Source organism: Lentzea sp. NPDC092896 (genome assembly GCF_044754905.1).
GTDB lineage: Bacteria > Actinomycetota > Actinomycetes > Mycobacteriales > Pseudonocardiaceae > Lentzea.
The window spans coordinates 542937-563158 of the sequence record NZ_JBIVPX010000004.1; the positions used below are offsets into that span (position 1 = coordinate 542937).

General features: G+C 68.4%; 18 protein-coding genes. 6 read left to right on the forward strand and 12 right to left on the reverse strand.

Annotated elements, in window-relative coordinates; translation table 11 throughout:
• Window positions 1-76: 76 nt before the first annotated feature.
• Complete coding sequence (locus tag ACIQF0_RS23495; protein ID WP_401032529.1) at window positions 77-1015, reverse strand: maleylacetate reductase; 939 nt, start codon at window positions 1013-1015, stop codon at window positions 77-79.
• Window positions 1016-1116: 101 nt separating this feature from the next.
• On the opposite strand from ACIQF0_RS23495, the gene ACIQF0_RS23500 reads away from it, so the two are divergent.
• Together ACIQF0_RS23500 and recQ are read left to right on the forward strand one after the other, a co-directional pair.
• Window positions 1117-2967 carry a Xaa-Pro dipeptidyl-peptidase gene (locus ACIQF0_RS23500; protein ID WP_401032531.1) on the forward strand — a complete coding sequence of 617 codons (1851 nt, stop codon included), beginning with the start codon at window positions 1117-1119 and terminating at the stop codon, window positions 2965-2967.
• 39 nt (window positions 2968-3006) lie between these two features.
• A complete protein-coding gene (recQ, locus tag ACIQF0_RS23505; protein ID WP_401032533.1) occupies window positions 3007-5004 on the forward strand; it encodes a DNA helicase RecQ in 1998 nt (665 codons plus the stop codon).
• A 5-nt stretch (window positions 5005-5009) separates the two neighbouring features.
• On the opposite strand, the gene ACIQF0_RS23510 is transcribed toward recQ, so the two are convergent.
• From ACIQF0_RS23510 to ACIQF0_RS23530, 5 genes are all read right to left on the reverse strand, one after another.
• Window positions 5010-5708, reverse strand: a complete 699-nt coding sequence (locus tag ACIQF0_RS23510) for a hypothetical protein (protein ID WP_401032535.1) — start codon at window positions 5706-5708, stop codon at window positions 5010-5012.
• A gap of 52 nt (window positions 5709-5760) precedes the next feature.
• Window positions 5761-7791 (reverse strand): NACHT domain-containing protein, encoded by a 2031-nt coding sequence (locus ACIQF0_RS23515; RefSeq protein ID WP_401032536.1) that lies wholly within the window; start codon window positions 7789-7791, stop codon window positions 5761-5763.
• A 104-nt stretch (window positions 7792-7895) separates the two neighbouring features.
• Window positions 7896-8096 (reverse strand): antitoxin, encoded by a 201-nt coding sequence (locus ACIQF0_RS23520; RefSeq protein ID WP_093596979.1) that lies wholly within the window; start codon window positions 8094-8096, stop codon window positions 7896-7898.
• A 54-nt stretch (window positions 8097-8150) separates the two neighbouring features.
• Window positions 8151-9926: an FtsX-like permease family protein gene (locus ACIQF0_RS23525; RefSeq protein WP_401032538.1), complete on the reverse strand. Its 1776-nt coding sequence runs from the start codon at window positions 9924-9926 to the stop codon at window positions 8151-8153.
• Window positions 9923-10606: an ABC transporter ATP-binding protein gene (locus ACIQF0_RS23530; protein ID WP_401032541.1), complete on the reverse strand. Its 684-nt coding sequence runs from the start codon at window positions 10604-10606 to the stop codon at window positions 9923-9925. The genes ACIQF0_RS23525 and ACIQF0_RS23530 overlap by 4 nt, the downstream gene beginning before the upstream one ends.
• Before the next feature lie 108 nt (window positions 10607-10714).
• Here ACIQF0_RS23530 and ACIQF0_RS23535 point away from each other — a divergent pair, with 108 nt between their 5' ends.
• The 4 genes from ACIQF0_RS23535 to ACIQF0_RS23550 are packed head-to-tail and all read left to right on the forward strand — an operon-like array spanning window position 10715 to window position 13559.
• Window positions 10715-11788, forward strand: a complete 1074-nt coding sequence (locus ACIQF0_RS23535; RefSeq protein WP_401032543.1) for a sensor histidine kinase — start codon at window positions 10715-10717, stop codon at window positions 11786-11788.
• Window positions 11785-12411: a response regulator gene (locus ACIQF0_RS23540; RefSeq protein ID WP_401032545.1), complete on the forward strand. Its 627-nt coding sequence runs from the start codon at window positions 11785-11787 to the stop codon at window positions 12409-12411. Before ACIQF0_RS23535 ends, ACIQF0_RS23540 begins: the two co-directional genes overlap by 4 nt.
• A gap of 60 nt (window positions 12412-12471) precedes the next feature.
• Window positions 12472-12804 carry a lipoprotein gene (locus ACIQF0_RS23545; protein ID WP_360041240.1) on the forward strand — a complete coding sequence of 111 codons (333 nt, stop codon included), beginning with the start codon at window positions 12472-12474 and terminating at the stop codon, window positions 12802-12804.
• Between the two features lie 59 nt (window positions 12805-12863).
• Complete coding sequence (locus tag ACIQF0_RS23550) at window positions 12864-13559, forward strand: peptidylprolyl isomerase (protein ID WP_360041237.1); 696 nt, start codon at window positions 12864-12866, stop codon at window positions 13557-13559.
• Here the strand turns inward: ACIQF0_RS23550 and ACIQF0_RS23555 are convergent.
• From ACIQF0_RS23555 to ACIQF0_RS23580, 6 genes are all read right to left on the reverse strand, one after another.
• Window positions 13556-14098: a TetR/AcrR family transcriptional regulator gene (locus ACIQF0_RS23555; RefSeq protein ID WP_401032547.1), complete on the reverse strand. Its 543-nt coding sequence runs from the start codon at window positions 14096-14098 to the stop codon at window positions 13556-13558. The genes ACIQF0_RS23550 and ACIQF0_RS23555 overlap by 4 nt on opposite strands.
• Before the next feature lie 103 nt (window positions 14099-14201).
• Window positions 14202-15362 carry an acyl-CoA dehydrogenase family protein gene (locus ACIQF0_RS23560; protein ID WP_360041231.1) on the reverse strand — a complete coding sequence of 387 codons (1161 nt, stop codon included), beginning with the start codon at window positions 15360-15362 and terminating at the stop codon, window positions 14202-14204.
• Between the two features lies 1 nt (window position 15363).
• Entirely contained in the window at window positions 15364-16449 is a 1086-nt protein-coding gene (locus ACIQF0_RS23565; protein WP_360041228.1) for a CoA transferase, read from the reverse strand.
• Window positions 16446-17564, reverse strand: a complete 1119-nt coding sequence (locus ACIQF0_RS23570; protein WP_401032550.1) for a Glu/Leu/Phe/Val dehydrogenase — start codon at window positions 17562-17564, stop codon at window positions 16446-16448. The genes ACIQF0_RS23565 and ACIQF0_RS23570 overlap by 4 nt, the downstream gene beginning before the upstream one ends.
• Window positions 17565-17572: 8 nt before the next feature.
• Complete coding sequence (locus tag ACIQF0_RS23575) at window positions 17573-18670, reverse strand: NAD(P)/FAD-dependent oxidoreductase (RefSeq protein WP_401032825.1); 1098 nt, start codon at window positions 18668-18670, stop codon at window positions 17573-17575.
• Window positions 18671-18713: 43 nt separating this feature from the next.
• Window positions 18714-20198, reverse strand: a complete 1485-nt coding sequence (locus tag ACIQF0_RS23580; protein ID WP_401032552.1) for an aldehyde dehydrogenase family protein — start codon at window positions 20196-20198, stop codon at window positions 18714-18716.
• Window positions 20199-20222 lie beyond the last annotated feature (24 nt).

Below are 20222 nucleotides of genomic sequence, written 5' to 3' on the forward strand. Positions count from 1 at the left end.
GGAAGTCTTCAGGAACCACATCGGAGGTTCGTCTGAGTTCAGAGCTGTGAACATCAGCCTTAAGAATGACAACCCGTCAGTCGGATGATGCGTCGCGCCAGGCGTTCGTCAGGACCCGCAGGGCGTCCGGGTGCCCGGCGATCTCCGCGGCACGGGACAAATCGGACTCCGCCATCCCCAGTTCGCGCAATGATGTTGCCGCACCGAACCTCGTGGCCGTGTGATGGATGCGACTGGCCAGATCGGACGGTGCCGTGTGCGGAAGTAGCGCCGTGTGCGTCGCAGCATGCGGCAATCCGAACGAACCACCTAAAACGTGCGCGAGCTTGTGGTGCAGTCCCATGGGGACGGACGCCAGGCACGTGCCCGCGAGCCACGCCGAGGACAGCAGCTCGGTCCGCGCCTCCACAGTGGACGGGTTTCCGCTCAAAGCGTGCAAAACGCCCTCGATCGCCTTGGTCGCGATGGCGTCGATCAACGGGTTCTCGTTGCCTCGGGCGGCGACGGCGTGCGCGAGAGAGTTGAGCGCACTCGTCACCGTGACGTCGAGCGGCAGGTCCAGCGTGAGGTCGACGTCGTAGATGACGGTGCCGGGCTGGATCGCCGCGTCCCGCCGCGTCTTCTTCAGCCCCTCCGCCGTCTCGCCGAGCACCTGAGTGACCTCGGAGCCCGCGTAGGTCGTCGGGATGATGATCTGCGGCACGCCCGCGCGCACCGAGAGCGCCTTCGACAGCCCTGTGCTCGATCCGCCGCCGACCGACACGATGCAGTCAGCGCCGTGCTCGCGCATCGACACGAGCGCGCGCTCTGTGACCTCGACCGGCGTGTGCATGGCCGCGCCCGTGAACCGGGTGACGAGCAACGGGCCGAGTTCGGCCGCCACCTTGTCGCCGCCGTGCCGGGCGATCAGCAGCACCCGCGTGGCACCGAGCCGTTCGACCTCGGCGCGCACGGTGGAGACGGTGCCGCGGCCGAAGACGACGCGGGTGCGGCCGGGTTCGAAGGTGAAGCTCACGAGGAACGAATATTCGTGAGCGGAGTGCCGGGCGCAACAGCAGAGGGTCAAGCCTTTCGGCTCTGACGGGGCGACTTCGTCACTCCTTAGCGTGAATCTTCATGAAGCGTGTTCGTGTTGTAGTGGCGTTAGCAGGGGCCCTGACCCTGACGCCAATCCCTGCCACAGCGGCGACACCAGCGTTCAGCCTGTCCGGCGGCGTGTCCGCGCCGATCCACTCGATGGCCGACGCGGTCCGGGAGACGGTCTACGTCGACTCCGGGCTCGACCTAGACGGCGACGGCACCCGCGACCGGGTGGCGGCCGACATCATCAGGCCGTCCACGACCGGGCGCGTGCCCGTGATCATGGACGCCAGTCCCTACTACCAGAGCGCCGGGCGCGGCAACGAGAGCGAGGTCAAGACCTACGACTCCGCCGGGGTGCCGGTGAAGTTCCCGCTCTTCTACGACAACTACTTCGTGCCGCGCGGCTACGCCGTCGTGCTCGTCGACTTCCTCGGCACGAACCGGTCACGCGGCTGCGTCGACGTCGGCGGTCAGTCGGAGATCACCTCCGGCACGGCCGTGATCGACTGGCTCAACGGCCGGCGCACCGGCTACTCGACCCTGACCGGCACCACCACGAAGACCGCCTCCTGGTCGACCGGTGCCGTCGGCATGATCGGCAAGTCGTGGGACGGCTCGATCGCGAACGGCGTCGCGTCGACCGGGATCGACGGGCTGAAGACCATCGTGCCGATCGCGGGCATCAGCTCCTGGTACGACTGGTTCCGCTCGGACGGCGTGGCGTACCCCGGTTACAGCTCGCCGACGGGACTGGGTTCGCAGTTCGAGAACTCCAACGCGCGCTCGCGGTGTGGTGCGGTGCGCACGCAGATGACGAACGGTTCTCCCGCCAACGGCGACTACACGGCGATGTGGCAGACACGAGACTTCGTGCGCAACGCGTCGAACGTGAAGGCGTCCATCTTCGCGATCCACGGCCTGAACGACCTCAACGTGAAGACGTTGCAGTACGGCCAGTTTTGGGACGCGGTGCCCGCCTCGGTGCCGAAGAAGCTCTGGTTCTCGCAGACCGCGCACGTCGACCCGTTCGACTTCCGGCGCAGCGAGTGGGTCCCGACGCTGCACCGGTGGTTCGACCGCTGGCTGCTGAACGTGCAGAACGGGATCGAGAACGAACCGCAGGTCTCCTCGGAACGCGCGCCCGACCAGTGGGTGGACGACCAGACGTGGCCGCCTTCGGGCACCGTCAGCACCGTGTTGCGTCCTTCTTCTTCGGGACTCGGCACGGCGCCCGGCACCGGCACTGCCGCGTTCACCGACAACGGCAACGCGACGCCGTCGACCTGGCTCTCCGGCTCGAACACCGGCCGGGTGCTCTACTCGACGGCCGCGCTGACCTCTGACCTGCGTGTAGCGGGCACGTCGTCGATCACGGTGGGGGTGTCGTCGTCGACGTCGACCGCGCACCTCACGGCGTACCTCGTCGACTACGGACCGGCGACGGTGCGTACGGGCGAGGGCATCCGGACCCTGAGCACGGAGTCGTGCTGGGGCGAGAGCCGTACGGGCGACGACGCCTGTTACCGCAACACGGAGGCCACGACGGGCAACGTCGACGCGCAGATCATCGCGCGCGGCTGGGCGGACCTCGCCAACTACCAGTCGCTCTCGACTCCGCGCACGATCACGCCGGGAACCAGGTACAGCATGACCTTCCGACTGTCCACAACGGACCATCTGATCCCGGCGGGGCACCGGCTGGGCCTGCTCATCGGCGGCACCGACTCGAGCGCGATCGTGCGCCCGAGTCAGCTGCCGAGGCTGACCGTCGACCTGGCGGCCACCTCGGTGCGGATCCCGTTGAAGGGCTCGGTGCCGGCCGCCTCCGCGGCTCCGCTGATCGCCTCCAGTGTTTCCGCTGGTACGAAGAGCGAGCTGGGCTAGCACACCGGACTGTCGGTGCTGCTCGCTAGCATCGGCGCCATGGGTTCAACCGACGGTGTCGTTCTCGAAGACGCGCTACAGGTCCTGCAGCGCGTCTTCGGGTACCCCGAGTTCCGCGGCGATCAGGCCGCCATCGTCGAGCACGTGGTCGCGGGTGGCGACGCGCTCGTGCTCATGCCGACCGGCGGCGGCAAGTCCCTGTGCTATCAGGTGCCCGCCCTGGTGCGGCCCGGCACGGGCGTGGTGATCTCCCCGCTCATCGCGCTGATGCAGGACCAGGTGGACGCGTTGCGTGCGCTGGGCGTGCGCGCGGGCTTCCTGAACTCCTCGCTGTCCTGGGACGAACGGCGGATGGTCGAGGCGGAGTTCGTCAACGGCGAGCTCGACCTGCTCTACCTGGCGCCGGAGCGGCTGACGTCCGAGGCGACCCTGCGCCTGCTCGACCAGGGCGAGATCGCGCTCTTCGCGATCGACGAGGCGCACTGCGTCTCCCAGTGGGGCCACGACTTCCGGCCCGACTACCTCTCGCTCACGCACCTGCACGAACGCTGGCCGAAGGTGCCGCGGATCGCGCTCACCGCCACCGCGACGGAGGCGACGCGCAAGGAGATCCTCACGCGCCTGGAGCTGAACGAGGGGCGTCAGTTCGTCTCCAGCTTCGACCGGCCGAACATCCAGTACCGCATCGTCGGCAAGAAGGAGCCGAAGAAGCAGCTGCTGGACCTGCTGCGCGCCGAGCATCCAGGCGACGCCGGCATCGTCTACTGCCTCTCCCGCTCGTCGGTGGAGAAGACGGCCGAGTTCCTGGTGGCCAACGGCATTCCCGCGCTGCCGTACCACGCGGGCCTCGACTCGTCGGTCCGTCAGCGCAACCAGGCCCGGTTCCTGCGCGAGGACGGCCTGGTCATGGTCGCGACGATCGCGTTCGGCATGGGCATCGACAAGCCGGACGTCCGCTTCGTGGCCCATCTCGACCTCCCGAAGTCGGTCGAGGGCTACTACCAGGAGACGGGTCGCGCCGGCCGCGACGGTCTCCCGTCCACCGCGTGGCTCGCCTACGGCCTTCAGGACGTGGTGCAGCAGCGCAAGATGATCGAGTCGTCGGAGGGCGATCTCGCGTTCCGCCGCCGCTCGCAGGCGCACCTCGACGCGATGCTCGCCCTCTGCGAGACCATCACGTGCCGCCGCAGCAGGCTCCTCGAGTACTTCAGCGAACCCGGCGGTGCCCCCTGCGGCAACTGCGACACCTGCCTGACGCCGCCCGAGGCGTGGGACGGCACGGTCGCCGCGCAGAAGGTCCTCTCCACGGTCTTCCGGCTGCGCAAGGAGCGCAACCAGAAGTTCGGTGCCGGTCAGGCCATCGACATCCTGCTGGGCCGCAAGACCGCCAAGGTCATCCAGTTCGACCACGACCAGCTCAGCACGTTCGGCATCGGCGAGGACCTGAACGAGAACGAGTGGCGAGGCGTGGTCCGCCAGCTCCTCGCCCAGGGCCTGCTGGCCGTGGAGGGCGAGTACTCGACGCTGGTGCTCACCGAGGCGAGCACCGACGTCCTGGGCCGCAAGCGCGAAGTCAAGATGCGCAAGGACCCGACGCCTGCCCGCTCGACGACGCGCACGGCGTCCTCGTCCGGCGCGGCCAAGGTGAAGGTGGATCTCCCGGCCGACGCGGGCCCGCTCTTCGAGGCACTGCGCGAGTGGCGGGCCCAGCAGGCCCGCGAGCAGAGCGTCCCGGCCTACGTGATCTTCCACGACGCCACGCTGAAGTCCATCGCGGCGTCACGTCCCGGCTCGCTCGCCTCGCTGGGCGCGGTGAGCGGCGTCGGTCAGGCCAAGCTCACGAAGTACGGCGAGCAGATCCTGGAGGTCGTCGCGGCCGGTGGTCCCGCACCCGCCGCGGCTGCCGCGGCTGCGGCTGCCCCCGCCCCCAAGGCCAAGCCGAAGACCACGACCACCGGCGGCGCCGCGTGGGGCTCGGGCGACGCCGTGGACGAGTGGCCGGAACCGGAGGAGCCCGACGAGCCGATGGACTGGTGACCGGGTCAGGTCACCCTCTCGATCTGGGCGCGCTTGATCACGCTCTTCCCCGATTCCCCGACCAGGTCGAAGGCCGCGCTGTTCAGCACGACGCAGCCCGTTCCGACGCCGACGACCGGCACGGTCGTCTGCTTGCCGTTGTCCAGATTGGTCACCCGCACCGAAGTCCCCACGGGAAGCTGCGACGAGAACGCCCCAGGCGCCCCGCCGACGGACGACAACCCGACGGTCGCGCCGTCGCAGACGACCTGTCCCACGGTTCCGGAAGCCCGTACGCGGGAAGTGGAGGTCCGGGTGGTGGGTGTCGGAGCCGGCGCGTTTCCGACGATCTCCACCCGAATGCGCCGGAGAACGCTGTCCACTCCGTTCTGACCTGTTTCGGCGGACCAGAGTGAATCGAGCGCCGCGGTGTTCAGCACCGCGCACCCGGTCGACGTCCCGGTGACCGACACGGTGATCGCCCGCCCGTTGGCGGGATTCGAGAGCCGCAACAACGTCCCGACCGGGAACTGGTCCGACAGCACACCCGCCGGTCCCTTCGAGTTCGCCGTCTTCACCTGCTGCCCTGAACACACCTCTTTACCCGCCACCCCCGACTGCGACGTGGAGCCGCCGGATCCGGCAAGGGCGAAGGCCGTACCCCCGATGGCCGCGACGACCGAGAAGACCCCGGCGCCCGCGATCCAGCCCTTCGACCAGCGCATGCGCAACACCCGACCTTTCTTTCAGGCCGTACGGCCCGCAGATCGGGAAGGTTCAACGGCGCGTGGCCCGAAGCAGCGCCGTCGGGTCGCATGACGCCAAATGGTCGCGCAGGGCGACGTGGGCGAAGCGGTACTCCCCGTCGACGCGGGTGAGCAGCAATCGGTCCTGTGCCAGGTGCAGCAAAGCCTTGCGGCGGAAAGACAACTCGCCCAGCGACAGGGGTCGCGTGACCCCCTCCGCGGCGACCTCGGCGAGCGCGTCGAACGGCCAGACGTAGTCGCGGGCGGCGGTCGGGGTCACCAGCAAACCCAGTGCTACTCCCAGTGCGGTTCCCCACGATCCCATCGCGCCGATCCCACCCAGCAGACCGACCGTGCCGAGAACCGGGACAGCGGGCTGCACCCACCACGGGCGCCCCAGACGCATGCGTTGCTGTTGCACCGGGCGCACCGTGCGCCACACACGTCCCACGGCTGCGGCGAAAACTCCGCCTGCCACACCTGCGGAGAAGCCGACTCCCATGCCCGCCAGCACGACGTACGGACCGGTCCAGATCATCGAGACGCCCGGTGCGGCGGCGATCAGCACCGCCCACGGCACAGGAGCGGAACCCGGTATGAAACCCAACGCCAAGAAGAAAGAAGCCACCACCACGAACACGTACGCGACGAAGTACGGCCACGACGTGCCGATTCCACCCAGCCACAAACCGGCGAGCCCGACCAGCAATCCCGCGAACACCCCGGCCAGGAATCCCAGCGCGGCAGTCAGAATGCCGTGGGCTCGTCCCGGCGGGTGAAAGACGTGCGGCAGTCTGTTGACCAACACGAGCAACGAAGACGCGGCAACCACGAACACCAATGCGGGCCACAATCCAAGGCGTAGTCCCGTCATGAACGCAACGGCGCACACACCACCGGCATATGCGGCAGGCACGGCGCGCACGAACAACAACCACAACGGGCGCGTCGGCAGCAGCGGAAGCCACGCACGGCGGTGAGGCATGTGCACGGGCGCACCGAGGTCCGGCCGCCCCAACCGGGCGAGGAGTTTCAACGCGCGAATGGTGGGGCCCGCGCCGCGTTGGCTGGAAAGCCTTTCCACGACGAACGAACCCACGAAGTCGGTGCCGATCGTGTCCACCTGCTTGTCCAGGTGCGTCAGCGCCAGCAGGTTCAGCGCCAGCGGCGAGTCCAGCCGCTCCCAGATCACCGGCGTGAGCGCTGCTTCCAAGCTGTCGAGGCGGGGGCTGACCGACGCGATGTACTCGAGGACCTGACCGCGCGACAACGGCTCGACGAACACCGAGGGCAGGTTCTCGATCGGCTCCGTCGACGTCACGACCGAGGCGAACGGCGCGAGTTCGGATTCGCAGTGCGCGCGGTCGACGCGTGGCACCTCGTCCAAGCCGTCGATGAGCACGGCCACCCGCTCGCGGCGCAGCCAGATCGTGCCCGCCGAGCGGCTGATGCCGTAACGGCGGTTCAACTCCCGCAGCAGCCACGCCGTGAACTCCGTCGGCTTGCGCGTTCCGTACGCACGCCACGTCGCCAAGTCCACGATCACGGGAATCGGCGCCTCGGGGTCGTTGCGCGCTCGCTCGACCAACGCCAGGCACAGTTCGCGCAACAACGTCGACCGACCGCTGCCGACCGGACCGATCAGAACCATGCTGTGGCCGAGGCGGTCGTAGACGGTTTCCACGTCCGGCGACGAGATCTCCTCGCCGTCGACCCGCACGGAGAGCTTGGGCTGCTGCAGGACGCCGAGTTTGATCTGCGTCTGGGCGGCCAGCGAGGCGCCGAGCAGCGCCTTCACCCGTGACTCGACCCGGTCGAGCGCGGCGGCGCGGTTGCTGGTCTCGTGACCGCGGACACGTTCCCAGACAGCGAGACCTGTCGCGACGAGGACCATCGCGCCAACGGCGGGCCACAACCATCGGCCGAATTCGCCGAAGAACCCCGGAACAGGGCCGCCGGTGCTCACACTGATGGCCGCCGGGAGCAGAAAAACGACGGTGACCAGGCACAACGCGGCCAACGCCGTCAGTCGTGCCGCCCTCGTCACCCCGCTCGGATCCACCTTCACCTCCGCGATCCCGGCGAACGACGGTAACCGGGTCGCCGGGATCGCGGAAGTGATTCCAATCCGGTGTAACTCACACGCGAACCACCCTGCTCGCGTGACTACTGCTGTTGCTGCTGCTCGCCGCCGAAGTTCCGGAGGCCTTCCTTGAGCTTGTCCTCGCCCTTGTCGATGTGCTCGCTGTGCTTGCCGCCGGTCTTCTCGTCGGCGAACTGGCCGGCGCGCTCGACACCCTGGTCGACCTTGTCACCGTGCTGGCCGATGAGGTCCTTGGCCTTGTTCTTCAACTCGTCGAATCCCATGACTGCATTACCTCCCTATGCAGTTCGGGTACCCGGTCTCGGATCCGGTACACGTCACTGGATCGAGTGAAGTGCCGCCACCGGGCTCACCCGCGCCGCACGGCGGGCAGGCAACAGCCCCGCACCCGCGGTGAGTGCGGCCAGGACGAGCACCACCACGCCGACCGGGACGACGGGCACCTGCAGAGGCCACTCGATGCCGAGCGAGATGATCGCGAGCCACGCGTAGGGAATCCCGATGACGAGCCCCACCACCGCGCCGACGACCCCGTACAGACCGGACTCGGTCGTGACCAGGCGGCCGAGTTCCCTGCGGGTCAGGCCGATCGCGCGCAACAGCCCGGACTCACGAGTCCGTTCGAGCACCGACAACGCCGTGGTCGACCCCACGCCCACCACGGCGATCAACATGGTGAGGAACAGCAGTCCGACCGCGATCGCCACCAACGAGGTGAACCAGTTCTCCTGCGCGAGCCGGTGGTCGGTGAGCGACTCGACCTCGAACCCCGCCGGCACGAGCTCTTTCGGCCCGTTGGCGAGCGCGCCGACCGGCTCACCCTCCACATCGGACGGGTGCAGCAACGCGCTGCCGAGCGGCACTCCGCCGAACAACGTCGCCGCGACGGTCATCCGCACACCGTTGACGTCCGCGGGTGACCCCGCCGTCAGGCCGAGCCTGCTCGCGGTGGAGGTCGACAGGATGATCTTGTGTGGTCCCATGTCCGCGAGAGCGCCGGAATCGACGCGGAAGTCCGTGAGGTCGCGAAGCTTGGTCATGTCGAGGTCGGTGCCGCGCATGGTCAGCCGGCCGTCGACGGTGATCTCGGTGCGCCGGTAGGGAAGCACGTCCGTGAGTCCGGAAGCTTTCAACGCCCCGGCGTCGACCGGTCCGGTGATCTCCAGATCTGCGGGGTAGGCGCTCGCCATCTCGGCCTTCCCCAGCCCCTGCAACGTGTTCGCGCCCGTCAGCGTCGCGATGATGAGGCTGACCCCCAGTGCCACCACCGCGGTGACCGAGGCGGCCCGGCGCGGCGCACCGCCGATGCCGCTCACCGCCAGCGACCCGATGGTGCTGCGCCGCAACGGAATGCCGATCAACCGCAGCAACGGTGAGATCAACGCGGGCCCGAGCGTGATCAACGCGCCGAACGCCAGCGCACCGCTGATGGTGGTGCGCAGCAGCAGGTCTTCGGTCATCCCGCTGGGCCGTTGCTTGGTGGCGAGGCCGTCGATCGCGACGTGGACCAGCAGCACGCCCGCACCCGAGGCCATCAGGATCCCGAGCACCCAGCGCGCCGCGCCGATCCGGCTCTGGGCGTCCTGCACGGCCGAGGTGCGCAGTGCCTCCAACGGCGAGACCTTGGCCGCGGACCACGCGGGAGCCAGCACGGCGAGCGTCGTCAGCACGAACGATCCGAAGACCACGATCAGCGCGGGCGTGAGCGGGAATCCCGGCGCCACCAGGCCCGCCAGCGGTACGAGCTGTCCGGCGCCCACCGCCAGCACGACCCCGGCGACCGACGCCAGCAACCCGGTCAGTGCCCCCTCGGCGATCAACCCGCGCGCCAGCCGTGCCCGCGAAGCTCCGACGGCACGCAGCAACGCGAGCTCCCGCATCCGTTGCGCGAACACGATCCGGAACGTCGACGTGGAGACCAGCGCGGCCACGATCATGGCGACCGTGACGAACGCACCGAGCAGTGCGAACACCTCGACCAGTCGCGCGGCCTTGACTGCCAGAGAGCGTTCGGTGATGTCCTTGGCGAGCACGGTCGAGTAGGCGAAGAACGCCGCGATCATGATTGACAGGACGGGCAGGAACTTCCTCATGCGGCGACCGCCTGAACGACCTGTCCGTCGGCCATCCGCACGACGGCGTCGGCGTAGGAGGCAGCCCTGTCGTCGTGCGTGACCATCACGATCGTCTGGCCGAACTCCCGCACGGCCTGACGCAGCAGGTTCAGCACGTCGGCCGACGACCGCGAGTCCAGGTTCCCGGTCGGTTCATCGGCGAAAATCACCTCAGGCCGCGTGACCAGCGCACGCGCCAACGCCACTCTCTGCTGCTGCCCGCCGGACATCTCCGAGGGCCGGTGCGACAGCCGTGACGACAGCCCCAGCACCTCCACGAGCTGCGAGAACCACGCGCGGTCCGGCTTTCGCCCGGCGAGGTTCAACGGCAGCAGGACGTTCTGCTCGGCGGTCAGCGTCGGCAGCAGGTTGAACGCCTGGAACACGAACCCGACGCGATCCCGGCGCACCTTCGTCAGCACGTTGTCCGAGAGCCGGGTCAGGTCCTTCCCGCCGAGCAGAGCCGCGCCGGACGTGGCCGTGTCGAGGCCCGCCAGGCAGTGCATGAGCGTCGACTTGCCGGAGCCGGACGGCCCCATGATCGCGCTGAACGCGGCGGGCCGGAACCCGACGGTCACCCCGTCGAGTGCTCGAACCGCGGTGTCGCCGGAGCCGTACACCTTCACGAGGTCGACCGCGGCGGAAGCGAAGTTGTTCACATGGCCAGCAAAGTCCGGACCGGAGGCGAAAACCTCAGTCCTGCGCCCGGTCCGCCTCTGTCTTTCGGCCGATCTGCGGACCGCGCACAAGTGCATAAGGTCGTGGCCATGCTCTGGAGGTTCGGCGCGATCGCCGCTCTGCTCGCCGCGGCGTTCGTGGACTTCTACTACGGCCTGTTCCGGTCGCCGGGCCTCTACCCGTGGACCGGTTGGGCCGCGTTCGGCTGCATCGTGCTGGCCGCGTTCGCCTGGTTGCGGCCTCATCGAGCCCTGGCCGCTCTCGCCGCCACCGCGAGCATCGCGTTCACCCTGGTCAACCCGCTCGACAAGGAGTTCGGCCTGGCCGAGACGCTGGCGCTGACCGGGGTCCTGGCCGTCACCGCCCATCGGGCCAGGTCGGGCCGGGACGCGCCGCTGATCGGCTGGGTCGTGATCGCGCTGGTCACCCAGCCGCTGCGGTACCCGCTCGGTTCCACCGAGCTCACCCTGGCGATGGCACTGGTGGTCGTCGCGACGGGGGTGCTCGCGCTCGTCGGCTACCTGCGGTTGCTGGGCAACGCGCGGGAGAAGCAGGTCGTGGCCGTCAAAGCCGAGCAGAAGGCCGAGTTCGCGCGGGACCTGCACGACTTCGTCGGCCACCACATCACCGGCATGGTGGTGCTCGCCCAGGGCGCGAGCCGGATCGTGGAACGCAACCCGGCGAAGGCCAAACAGGCACTCGACCGCATCGAGGAGGCCGGCGGCGAGGCCATGACCGCGATGCGCCGCATGATCGGCATGCTCCGCGACGACGCCCCCGTGGCGCCGGTCGCGGGCATCGTCGACATCGAGCCGTTGATCGCCGCCGAACCGCGAGCCACCCTCGAGATCCACGGCGACACCGGGACCTTGCCGCTCGAGGTGGCCAGCTCGGTCCACCGCGTCGTAATGGAGTCGTTGACCAACATCAGGAAACACGCCCAGGAAGCGACCACAGTGGACGTCCAGATCCAGACCACGCCCGACTGGGTGACGGTCAAGGTCTCCAACGACGGCAGGGCCGCGAGACAGGGCAACGGTTTCGGGCTCATCGGACTCACCGAACGCGTGCAGGCGCTCGGTGGCAGGATCAAGGCGGGGCCGGGCATCGACGGCGGATGGGTCGTCGACGCCGCGCTCCCGACCGGAAAGGCGACCGCGTGATCAGGGTTCTCGTCGCGGACGACCAGGCGATGGTGCGCACGGGCTTCGGCATGATTCTGGAGGCCGAGTCCGACATCGAGGTCGTGGCAGAGGCGCGGGACGGTGTCGAGGCCGTCGCCGAGGCACGCCGCACCACACCGGACGTCGCGCTGATGGACATCCGCATGCCCCGCATGGACGGACTCGAAGCACTCAAACAGATCGCGAACGACGTCCACGTCGTGGTGTGCACGACGTTCGACCACGACGAGTACGTACACACAGCGCTGAAGAACGGCGCGTGCGGGTTCTTGTTGAAGGACGCCGGTCCGAACCTGCTCGTCGAAGCGGTCCGCGCTGCCGTCACGGGTGATGCGCTCATCAGTCCGTCGATCACGGTCAGGCTGTTGCAGCACATGAACTCGCCTGCGCCGCAACAGCCGCACAGTCTGTCCGCACGTGAGCTGGACGTCGTGAAGCTGGCCGCCATCGGCCGTACGAACGCCGAGATCGCCCAGGAGCTGTTCATCTCGATCGGCACGGTGAAGACGCACCTGGCGAGCGTTCAGGCCAAACTGGACGCCCGCAACCGCGTCGAGATCGCCGCCTGGGCGTGGGAATCCCGGCTGGTCGGCCAAAAGTAGGACCCACAACCGGTCTGCGGACAGAAGCCCCGGCCCGCACTCATCACCAGAATTCGAGCCATGAAGAAACTCCTCCTGCTGATTCCCGTGCTGGCGCTCGCGGCGTGCGGCCAGAAGAGCTACACCTACGAGGCCTTCTACGACATCGAGGGCACCGGCAAGGCCGAGATGACGCTCAGCGTCCCCGGTGGCGCGTCGCAGTCCGAGACCGTGGACCTGCCGGTGAAGGACCGCGCCATGCTCGCCAACGCGCTCGGCAGGATCACGCTCACGGTGAAGCCGCAGACCGGCCAGGCGACGTGCAAGCTCCGCGTCGAGAAGGAAAAGGAGATCACGAACGCCGGCGCGGAAGCGAAGTGCGAGTACGAGATCACCGAGTCCACGGACAACTGAGCGGCCCGTGTGATCCGTTAAAACTTGCCCGGCCACCAATGCTGCACTAGGAAACGCGCATGAGGCGAATCGCAGCTGGACTGGCAGTGGCGGCGCTGGCCGTGGGTTTCATCACGACGGGCACCGCGTCCGCCGAGGTTCAGACGGCCCGGCCCGACTGCGGCTACACCGCGACACCGGAGGAGCCCGCGGCTCGCCCGGTGTCGATCCCGCACGACCCGTGGTTCACCAAGGGCAAGGTCCTGGTGAAGGTGAAGACCAACCAGGGCGACATCCCGCTGGTGCTCGACCGCGCCAAGGCGGCGTGCACCGCGCACAGCTTCATCCACCTGGCACACCGCGGTTTCTACAACCAGACCGAGTGCCACCGGCTCACCGCGTACCCGACGCTCAAGGTGCTGCAGTGCGGCGACCCGTCCAGCACGGGGGAGGGCGGCCCCGGCTACAAGTACAAGGACGAGCTGCCGACCGACCTGCAGCCCGCGCCGAACGACCCGACCGGCCTGCGCCGCATCTACCCGCGCGGCACCCTCGCGATGGCGAACGCCGGCCCGGACACGAACGGCTCGCAGTTCTTCCTGGTGCAGTCGGACTCGATCCTGCGTCCGAACTACACGGTGTTCGGTCAGATCCTGCCCGAGGGCCTGAAGACCCTGGACAAGATCGCGGCCGGTGGCATCGCCGGTGAGGACCCGCTCGACGGCCGCCCGAACGTCAAGTCCGAGCTGAAGTGGGTGCTCCCGCTCGGGATCTAGTTCGACGCCCAGCCCGTGAGCGCGCCGTAGAACGCGTCGGAGAGCCGCCGGACCACCTGCTCGTCAGGTAGTCCGGCGGTTTTCGTCAGGTCGAGGATCTCCCGCGGCGCGAACAACGCGTTGTGCAGAAACCGTGCCACGTTCAACAAAGCGTCCGGCAGCGCCAGATCGATCAGCACACCGCGCAACGCCTGGTCCCACGCGCTGCACGACAACGCCGCCGTGGCCTCGCCGCACTGCAGCCGTTCCAGAAACCCGCGCTGCGACGAGAAGCGCGCTATCACCGGGCCGTGCACGTTCTGCAGCTTCACCCAGCGCGCGGCCTGGTGTTCGAACAGTTCCTTGCCGGTCTTGCGAGACCGTTCACCGTGCTCGATCAACGACGCCATGACGTCTTCGTGATAGGCCACCACGAGCGCCTCCACGGACGGAAAGTGCCGATACGCCGTCGCCTGTGAAAGCGCTGCCTTGCGCGCGATCGACTGCATCGTCGCCGTTGCTGGTTCAGCCCGCAGGACGTGCGTCGCGGCATCCAGCAACCGCTTGCGGTTGCGACGCGCGTCACTGCGGCTGTTTGTCTCCTCCGGCAGAACGTCCTCCCACCCGCGAACCCCGTTGCGGAGTGCAGGATAGGGCGAACGATCAACGAAATGATGCGATTCCGGTCAACGCGTGGCCGATGGATAGCAGGTGGATGTCGGAAGTGCCCTCGTAAGTAAGTACGGATTCCAGGTTGTTCGCGTGACGCAAGGGCGAGTACTCGAGCGAGATGCCGTTCGCGCCGAGGATGGTCCGGCTTTCCCGTGCGATCGCGATGGCCGACTCGACGTTGTTGTACTTGCCGACGCTGATCTGCTCGGGCTTGAGCGTGCCGGCCTCCTTGAGCCTCGCCAGGTGCAACGCCAGCAGCATCGAGTTGCTGACCTGCACCGTCATGCTCGCGAGCTTGCGCTGGGTGAGCTGGAACGCGGCGATCGGCTGGTCGAACTGGATGCGCGTGCCGGCGTAGCGCAGCGCCGCCTGCAACGAATCCCGCGCGGCACCGACAGCACCGAACACGATCCCGAACCGCGCCTCGTTCAGACACGTGAGCGGCGCGCGCAAGGAAGTCGCGAGCGGCAGCCGCGCACTTTCCGGCAGCCGCACGTCCTCCAGGATCAACTCGGAAGTGACGGATGCTCGCATTGACAGCTTCTGCTTGATGTCCCGCGTCGAGAATCCCGGCGTGCCGCGAGGAACGAGGAATCCTCGAATTCCCTCCTCGGTCCGCGCCCACACCGTCGCCACGTCCGCGAGACCACCGTTGGTGATCCACATCTTGGTGCCGTCGAGCACCCAGTCCGCACCGTCGCGCACGGCCCGCGTGCGCATGCCGGACGGGTTCGAGCCGAAGTCCGGTTCGGTCAGCCCGAAGCACCCGATCGCCTCACCGGCGGCCAGGCGGGGCAGCCACTCCTGCTTCTGCTCCTCCGACCCGTACTTCCAGATCGAGTACATCGACAGCGAGCCCTGCACGGACACAAAGCTGCGGATGCCGCTGTCCACGGCCTCCAGCTCCAGGCACGCGAGCCCGTACGCGAGCGCCGACGTGCCCGCGCACCCGTAGCCCTCGAGGTGCATGCCCAGCACACCGAGCTTGCCGAGCTCCTGCGCGAGCTCGCGCGGCAGGACGCCCTCCTCGAACCACGAGGCGATGTGCGGCCGGACGTGGTCGGTCAGGTACTGCGCGACGGTGGCCTGGATGTCGCGCTCCTCGTCGCCCAGCAACGACGGGATGTCCAGCAACTGCAACGGGTCCTGCACGTCACTGCTCCAGCTTCGGCGGGCGCAGCCGGTAGGTCACCGGCGTGCGCGACAGGCGGATGGGGTTCGCGACGAGCGTCATGTCGTCGATCGTCGCGGTCGGGCTGAGGTCCAGCGACTCCGCCAGCGCGAACGCGCGCGCGACATCGTTGACAGGACCGCACGGAACGCCCAGCGGTGTCAGCGTCTCGAACCAGTGCTGCGCCGGGCGCGCCCGCAGCCGTGCCGCGAGCAGGTCGAACAGCTCGTCCACGTGCTCCACCCGATCGGAGTTCGTGACGAACCGCGAGTCCGTGGCCAGTTCCGGCACGTCCAGCACCGAGCACAGCCGGCGGAACTGCCGGTCGTTGCCCACCGCGAGCACGATCGGCTGGTCTGCCGTCGGGAACACCTCGTACGGCGCGATCGACGGATGCCGGTTGCCCATCGGCTTCGGCACCGAGCCGGCCAGTGTGAAGCCCGCGCTCTGGTTCACCATGCTCGACAGCAGCACCGTCAGCAGGTCCAGCTCGACGAGCTGGCCCAGCCCCGTCGCCTCCCGGTGCCGCAGCGCCGCCAGAATCCCGACGCACGCGTGCAACCCGGTCAGCACGTCGACCAGTGCCACCCCGGTCTTCACCGGTTCGTACGGACCGGGCCCGGTCACGCTCATCAACCCGCCCACGGCCTGCACGAGCAGGTCGTAGCCGGGCAGGTCCGCGCCCTTGCCCGCGCCGAACCCCGAGATCGAGCAGTAGACGAGGTCGTCCCGCCCGAGCGACTCGTAGTCCAGCCCGAACTTCTTCATCGTGCCCGGCTTGAAGTTCTCGACCACGACGTCCGCCCGCGCGATCAGCTCGCGCGCCTTCTCCCGGCCCGCCTCCGTCGACAGGTCGATCTGCACCGACGTCTTGTTCCTGTTGACGGACAGGAAGTACGTCGCCTCGTCCTGGTAGTGCGGCGGACCCCACGTGCGGGTCTCGTCGCCCCTGCCGGGCCGCTCGACCTTGACCACCTCGGCACCGAGGTCGCCCAGCATCATCGTCGCGTACGGTGCCGCCAGCACCCGGCTGAAGTCCGCGATCACCACGCCTTCGAGCGAGCTCATGCGACCCGCCCGCGCAGCCTCATCGCGGCCAGCACGCGTTCCTGCGCCAGCTCACGCGCCGCCACATGTGTTGTGGTGCCGCGACTTCTCGCCTCGACGAGGACGTTCGCCGCGTTCGCCCTCAGCTTCGAGGACACGGCCTCCAGCACCGTCGCCGGGTTCACCGGGAACGGCGAGTACCGCGCGTCCATCGCGAACGCCGCCGCGACCACGCCGCCGGCGTTCGCGACGAAGTCCGGCACGACCGCGATCCCGCGCTTCGCGAGAACCTCCTGCGCCGCAACGGAAGTCGGCAGATTCGCGCCCTCGACCACCAGGGTGGTGTCGAGCTCGCCCGCGAGTTCCGCGTCGATCACGTCCTGCAGCGCCGCCGGCACCAGCACGTCGCACGGCACCCGGAACTCGGCACCGAGCGCGCGGACACCGCCGTACTCCTCGACCGCGAGATCACCGAACTCGTCCCGCAGCTTCAGCAGTCGTGCGACGTCCAGACCGCCGGTGTCGACCAACGCCCCGTGCACTGAGGACACGGCGACGACGACAGCGCCGAGTTCGGCGAACCGCTTCGCCGCCGCGGCGCCGACCGCGCCGAAACCCTGTACCGCCACGCGTTTGCCGCGCAGCTCCATCAGTTCGTCCGCCACCTCGGCCACGCCGTACCCGGTGACGCCCAGCTCGTCGTACGGAAGACCGCCGAGTTGAGCCGGTGCGCCCATCATAGCGCCGCGGTCCGACAGTTCGTCCTGGACGATCGCCGCGTCCCGTTCGGTGAGGCCCATGTCGAGCCCGAGCACGTACTCGCGCGGCACCTCGTTGGAGAGCTTGCGCGCGAACGCCCGCAGCGCCGCCTCCTTGTCGGGAGAGGAAGGATCGAACACGATCCCCGCCTTCGCGCCGCCGAAGAACAGGTCGACCCCGGCCCACTTCCACGTCATCACGCGCGCGAGACGGGCGATCTCCGCGACCGTCACGTGCGGGCTCATCCGCGTGCCGCCCTTGCCCATGCCACGCGCGGTGTTGTCGATGACGAGCACACCTTTCACGCCGGTGCGCCGGTCGGACACGCAGACGACCTTCTCCGGCCCCCACTCGTCCATGAGCTCGAGTACGTCCATCACAGTCCTCACACGCAGTTGAGTTCCGGCCGTGCCCGGTCGGCGGCGAATCTGGAGGCGTCCAAACTGGACACGTCGACGAAGGGCTCGCGGCCGAGCACGAGGTCGCGCACGATCTCGCCCACCGCGGGGCCCTGCAGGAAACCGTGCCCGGAAAAGCCCGTGGCGTAGAAGAACCGGCCGGCCGAGCCGATCAGCGCGTTGTGGTCCGGCGTCACCTCGTACAGCCCGGCCCACCCGTCGCGCACGCCCACGTCCAGCAGCCTCGGCGCGCGCCTGCCGATCGCCTCGGTGAGCCTGGGCAGCCACGCGTCGGACATGTCCAGCTTGAAACCCGGTGTCTCGTCCGGGTCGGACATGCCGAACAGCAGGCCCTGGCCCTCGCGGTGGAAGTAGAAGGTACTGCCGAAGTCGATGGTGAACGGCGTCACCCGATCGTGTAGCTCCGGCATGGCCTCGGTGAACATGATCTGCCGCCGCAGCGGGGAAACGGGCAGGTCGACGCCCACCATCGCGCCGATCTCCCGCGACCACGCGCCGGCCGCGCAGACCAGATTCGGCGTCGAAACGGCGCCGCGGTCGGTCTCGACGCGAAAAGTGTCGGACCCCGTTCCTACGATCGATCTCACGGTGGTTCTGGTGTGCAGGCGGGCACCGAATCGGCGGGCCGCGGTGGCGTAACCGAGGACGACGGATTCAGGCGTGCAGTGCCCGTCGTCCGGGGAGAAGGTCGCCGCGAGCAGGCCGTCCGTCTCGATCAGCGGAGACATCCGCCGGGCTTCCTCGACAGTCAGCATTCGACTGCGCACGCCGAGGGAGTTCTGCAGGTCGACGTTGCGCTCGAACGCCGTCACGTCGTCGTCTGAAGAGAGGAGGAACAGATAGCCGACCTGGTGCAGGTCGATCTCCTGCCCGGGGCGCTGCGGAAAGCGCTGGAACAGTTCGATGGATCGAGCTCCGAGCCTGATGTTCAGTTCGTCGGAGAACTGGGCGCGCACTCCACCCGCTGCCTTGCAGGTGGAGCCGGACCCCAGGTCATCCCGCTCCACGAGCACCACATCCCGGACTCCTGCCTCGGCGAGGTGAAAAGCGATGGATGTGCCCATCACCCCGCCGCCGATGACGACGACCTCCGCTTGAGCAGGCAGCTCAGGCGAGGCGGAAGTCAAGGTTCGCCTCGATCGCGAGAGTGTCCATCTGCGCCTTCTGCAGCTTCCCGGAGTAGTCCCAGTTCATGGACTGCCAGCGGGTGAACTGATCGAGCACCCACACGCCCGACTGCCGGGAGCCGTTGCCGCTCTTGCCGTTACCGCCGAACGGCAGGTGCGCCTCGGCCCCGGACGTCGAGTTGTTGACGCTCACCATTCCGGCGGAGATGCCGGCGCGGAACCGGAAGGCCTTGTTCGGGTCCGTGGTGTAGATCGAGCACGACAGGCCGTAGCCCGGCTTGTTGCCGAGCTCGATCGCCTCGTCGAGGTCCGAGTACTTCATGACGCCGACGAGCGGTCCGAACGTCTCCTGCAGGAACAGTTCGTCGTCGTCACGCACACCGGAAACGATTGCGGGGTGGTAGAAGAAGCCGTTCTCACCAGTGAAGCCGTCGCGCGGGCTGGCAGCGGAGACGCGGCCGGTCGGGCCGTGCACCGTGTGGTGCTCGCCGATCCAGCCGAGGTACTTCTCATACGCCAGCGCGAACTTCTCGTCCAGCAACGGTCCATAGAGGACATCCCCGGTGGGGTCGCCCACGGCGGCGCCGGCGACGGCCTCGACGAACCGGGTCAGGAACTCGTCGTACACCGACTCGTGCACGATCGCCGTGCCGAGCGAGGTGCAGCGCTGGCCCGCGGAACCGAAGCCGGCGAACAGCGCGCCCTGCACGGCCAGGTCGAGGTCCGCGTCCTCGGTGACGACCATCGGGTTCTTGCCGCCCAGTTCCAGGCACGGCGTCTGGAGGTGGCGTCCGCACAGTTCGCCGATGCGCACACCGACCTCGCTGGACCCGGTGAAGCCGACCTTGTCGACGAGGCCCTGCTGCAGCGACTGCTCCAGTCCGTCGAACGTCTCCGAGCCCTCGGCGAAGACGATCTCGAACACGCCGGCCGGAATGCCGGCGGCCTGGAACACGTCGTAGAAGGCCTGGGCCGACGCGGCGGAGTACTCGGCGGGTTTCCACACGACCGAGTTGCCGCACAGCAACGCCGGGATGATGTACCAGGACGGCACGGCGACCGGGAAGTTGCCGGCGGTGATGATCGCCGCGACGCCGACCGGGTTGCGGAACGTGAAGAGCTGCTTGTCCGGCATCTCCGAGGGGACCGTCTGCCCGTAGAGGCGCCTGCCCTCGCCGACGAAGAAGTTGGCGGTGTCGACGATCTCCTGCACCTCGCCGCGGGCCTCCGCGATCGGCTTGCCGATCTCGCGGGTCACGAGCTGGGCCAGGGGTTCGAAGTTCGCTTCGACCAGGCGGCCGATGTTGCCGATGACCTGGCCTCGCACGGGTGCGGGCACGCGTGCCCAGGCGCGTTGTGCGGCCTTGGCCCGTTGTGCGGCGGCCACGAAGTCGCGGCTGGTCCCGAGCTCGATCTCGGTGACCACGTCGGAGGTGTTCGACGGGTTCGTGGAGACGTAGGGCATGCCCTCCACCCTGGTAGCTCTCCG

What these genes read in the sequence shown, in the direction of transcription:
- ACIQF0_RS23500 (WP_401032531.1), top strand. Translation starts at nt 1,117, where the DNA reads ATGAAGCGTGTTCGTGTTGTAGTGGCGTTAGCAGGGGCCCTGACCCTG.
- recQ (WP_401032533.1), top strand. Translation starts at nt 3,007, where the DNA reads ATGGGTTCAACCGACGGTGTCGTTCTCGAAGACGCGCTACAGGTCCTG.
- ACIQF0_RS23510 (WP_401032535.1), bottom strand. Translation starts at nt 5,708, where the DNA reads ATGCGCTGGTCGAAGGGCTGGATCGCGGGCGCCGGGGTCTTCTCGGTC.
- ACIQF0_RS23520 (WP_093596979.1), bottom strand. Translation starts at nt 8,096, where the DNA reads ATGGGATTCGACGAGTTGAAGAACAAGGCCAAGGACCTCATCGGCCAG.
- ACIQF0_RS23525 (WP_401032538.1), bottom strand. Translation starts at nt 9,926, where the DNA reads ATGAGGAAGTTCCTGCCCGTCCTGTCAATCATGATCGCGGCGTTCTTC.
- ACIQF0_RS23535 (WP_401032543.1), top strand. Translation starts at nt 10,715, where the DNA reads ATGCTCTGGAGGTTCGGCGCGATCGCCGCTCTGCTCGCCGCGGCGTTC.
- ACIQF0_RS23545 (WP_360041240.1), top strand. Translation starts at nt 12,472, where the DNA reads ATGAAGAAACTCCTCCTGCTGATTCCCGTGCTGGCGCTCGCGGCGTGC.
- ACIQF0_RS23550 (WP_360041237.1), top strand. Translation starts at nt 12,864, where the DNA reads ATGAGGCGAATCGCAGCTGGACTGGCAGTGGCGGCGCTGGCCGTGGGT.
- ACIQF0_RS23565 (WP_360041228.1), bottom strand. Translation starts at nt 16,449, where the DNA reads ATGAGCTCGCTCGAAGGCGTGGTGATCGCGGACTTCAGCCGGGTGCTG.
- ACIQF0_RS23570 (WP_401032550.1), bottom strand. Translation starts at nt 17,564, where the DNA reads ATGGACGTACTCGAGCTCATGGACGAGTGGGGGCCGGAGAAGGTCGTC.
- ACIQF0_RS23575 (WP_401032825.1), bottom strand. Translation starts at nt 18,670, where the DNA reads ATGGGCACATCCATCGCTTTTCACCTCGCCGAGGCAGGAGTCCGGGAT.
- ACIQF0_RS23580 (WP_401032552.1), bottom strand. Translation starts at nt 20,198, where the DNA reads ATGCCCTACGTCTCCACGAACCCGTCGAACACCTCCGACGTGGTCACC.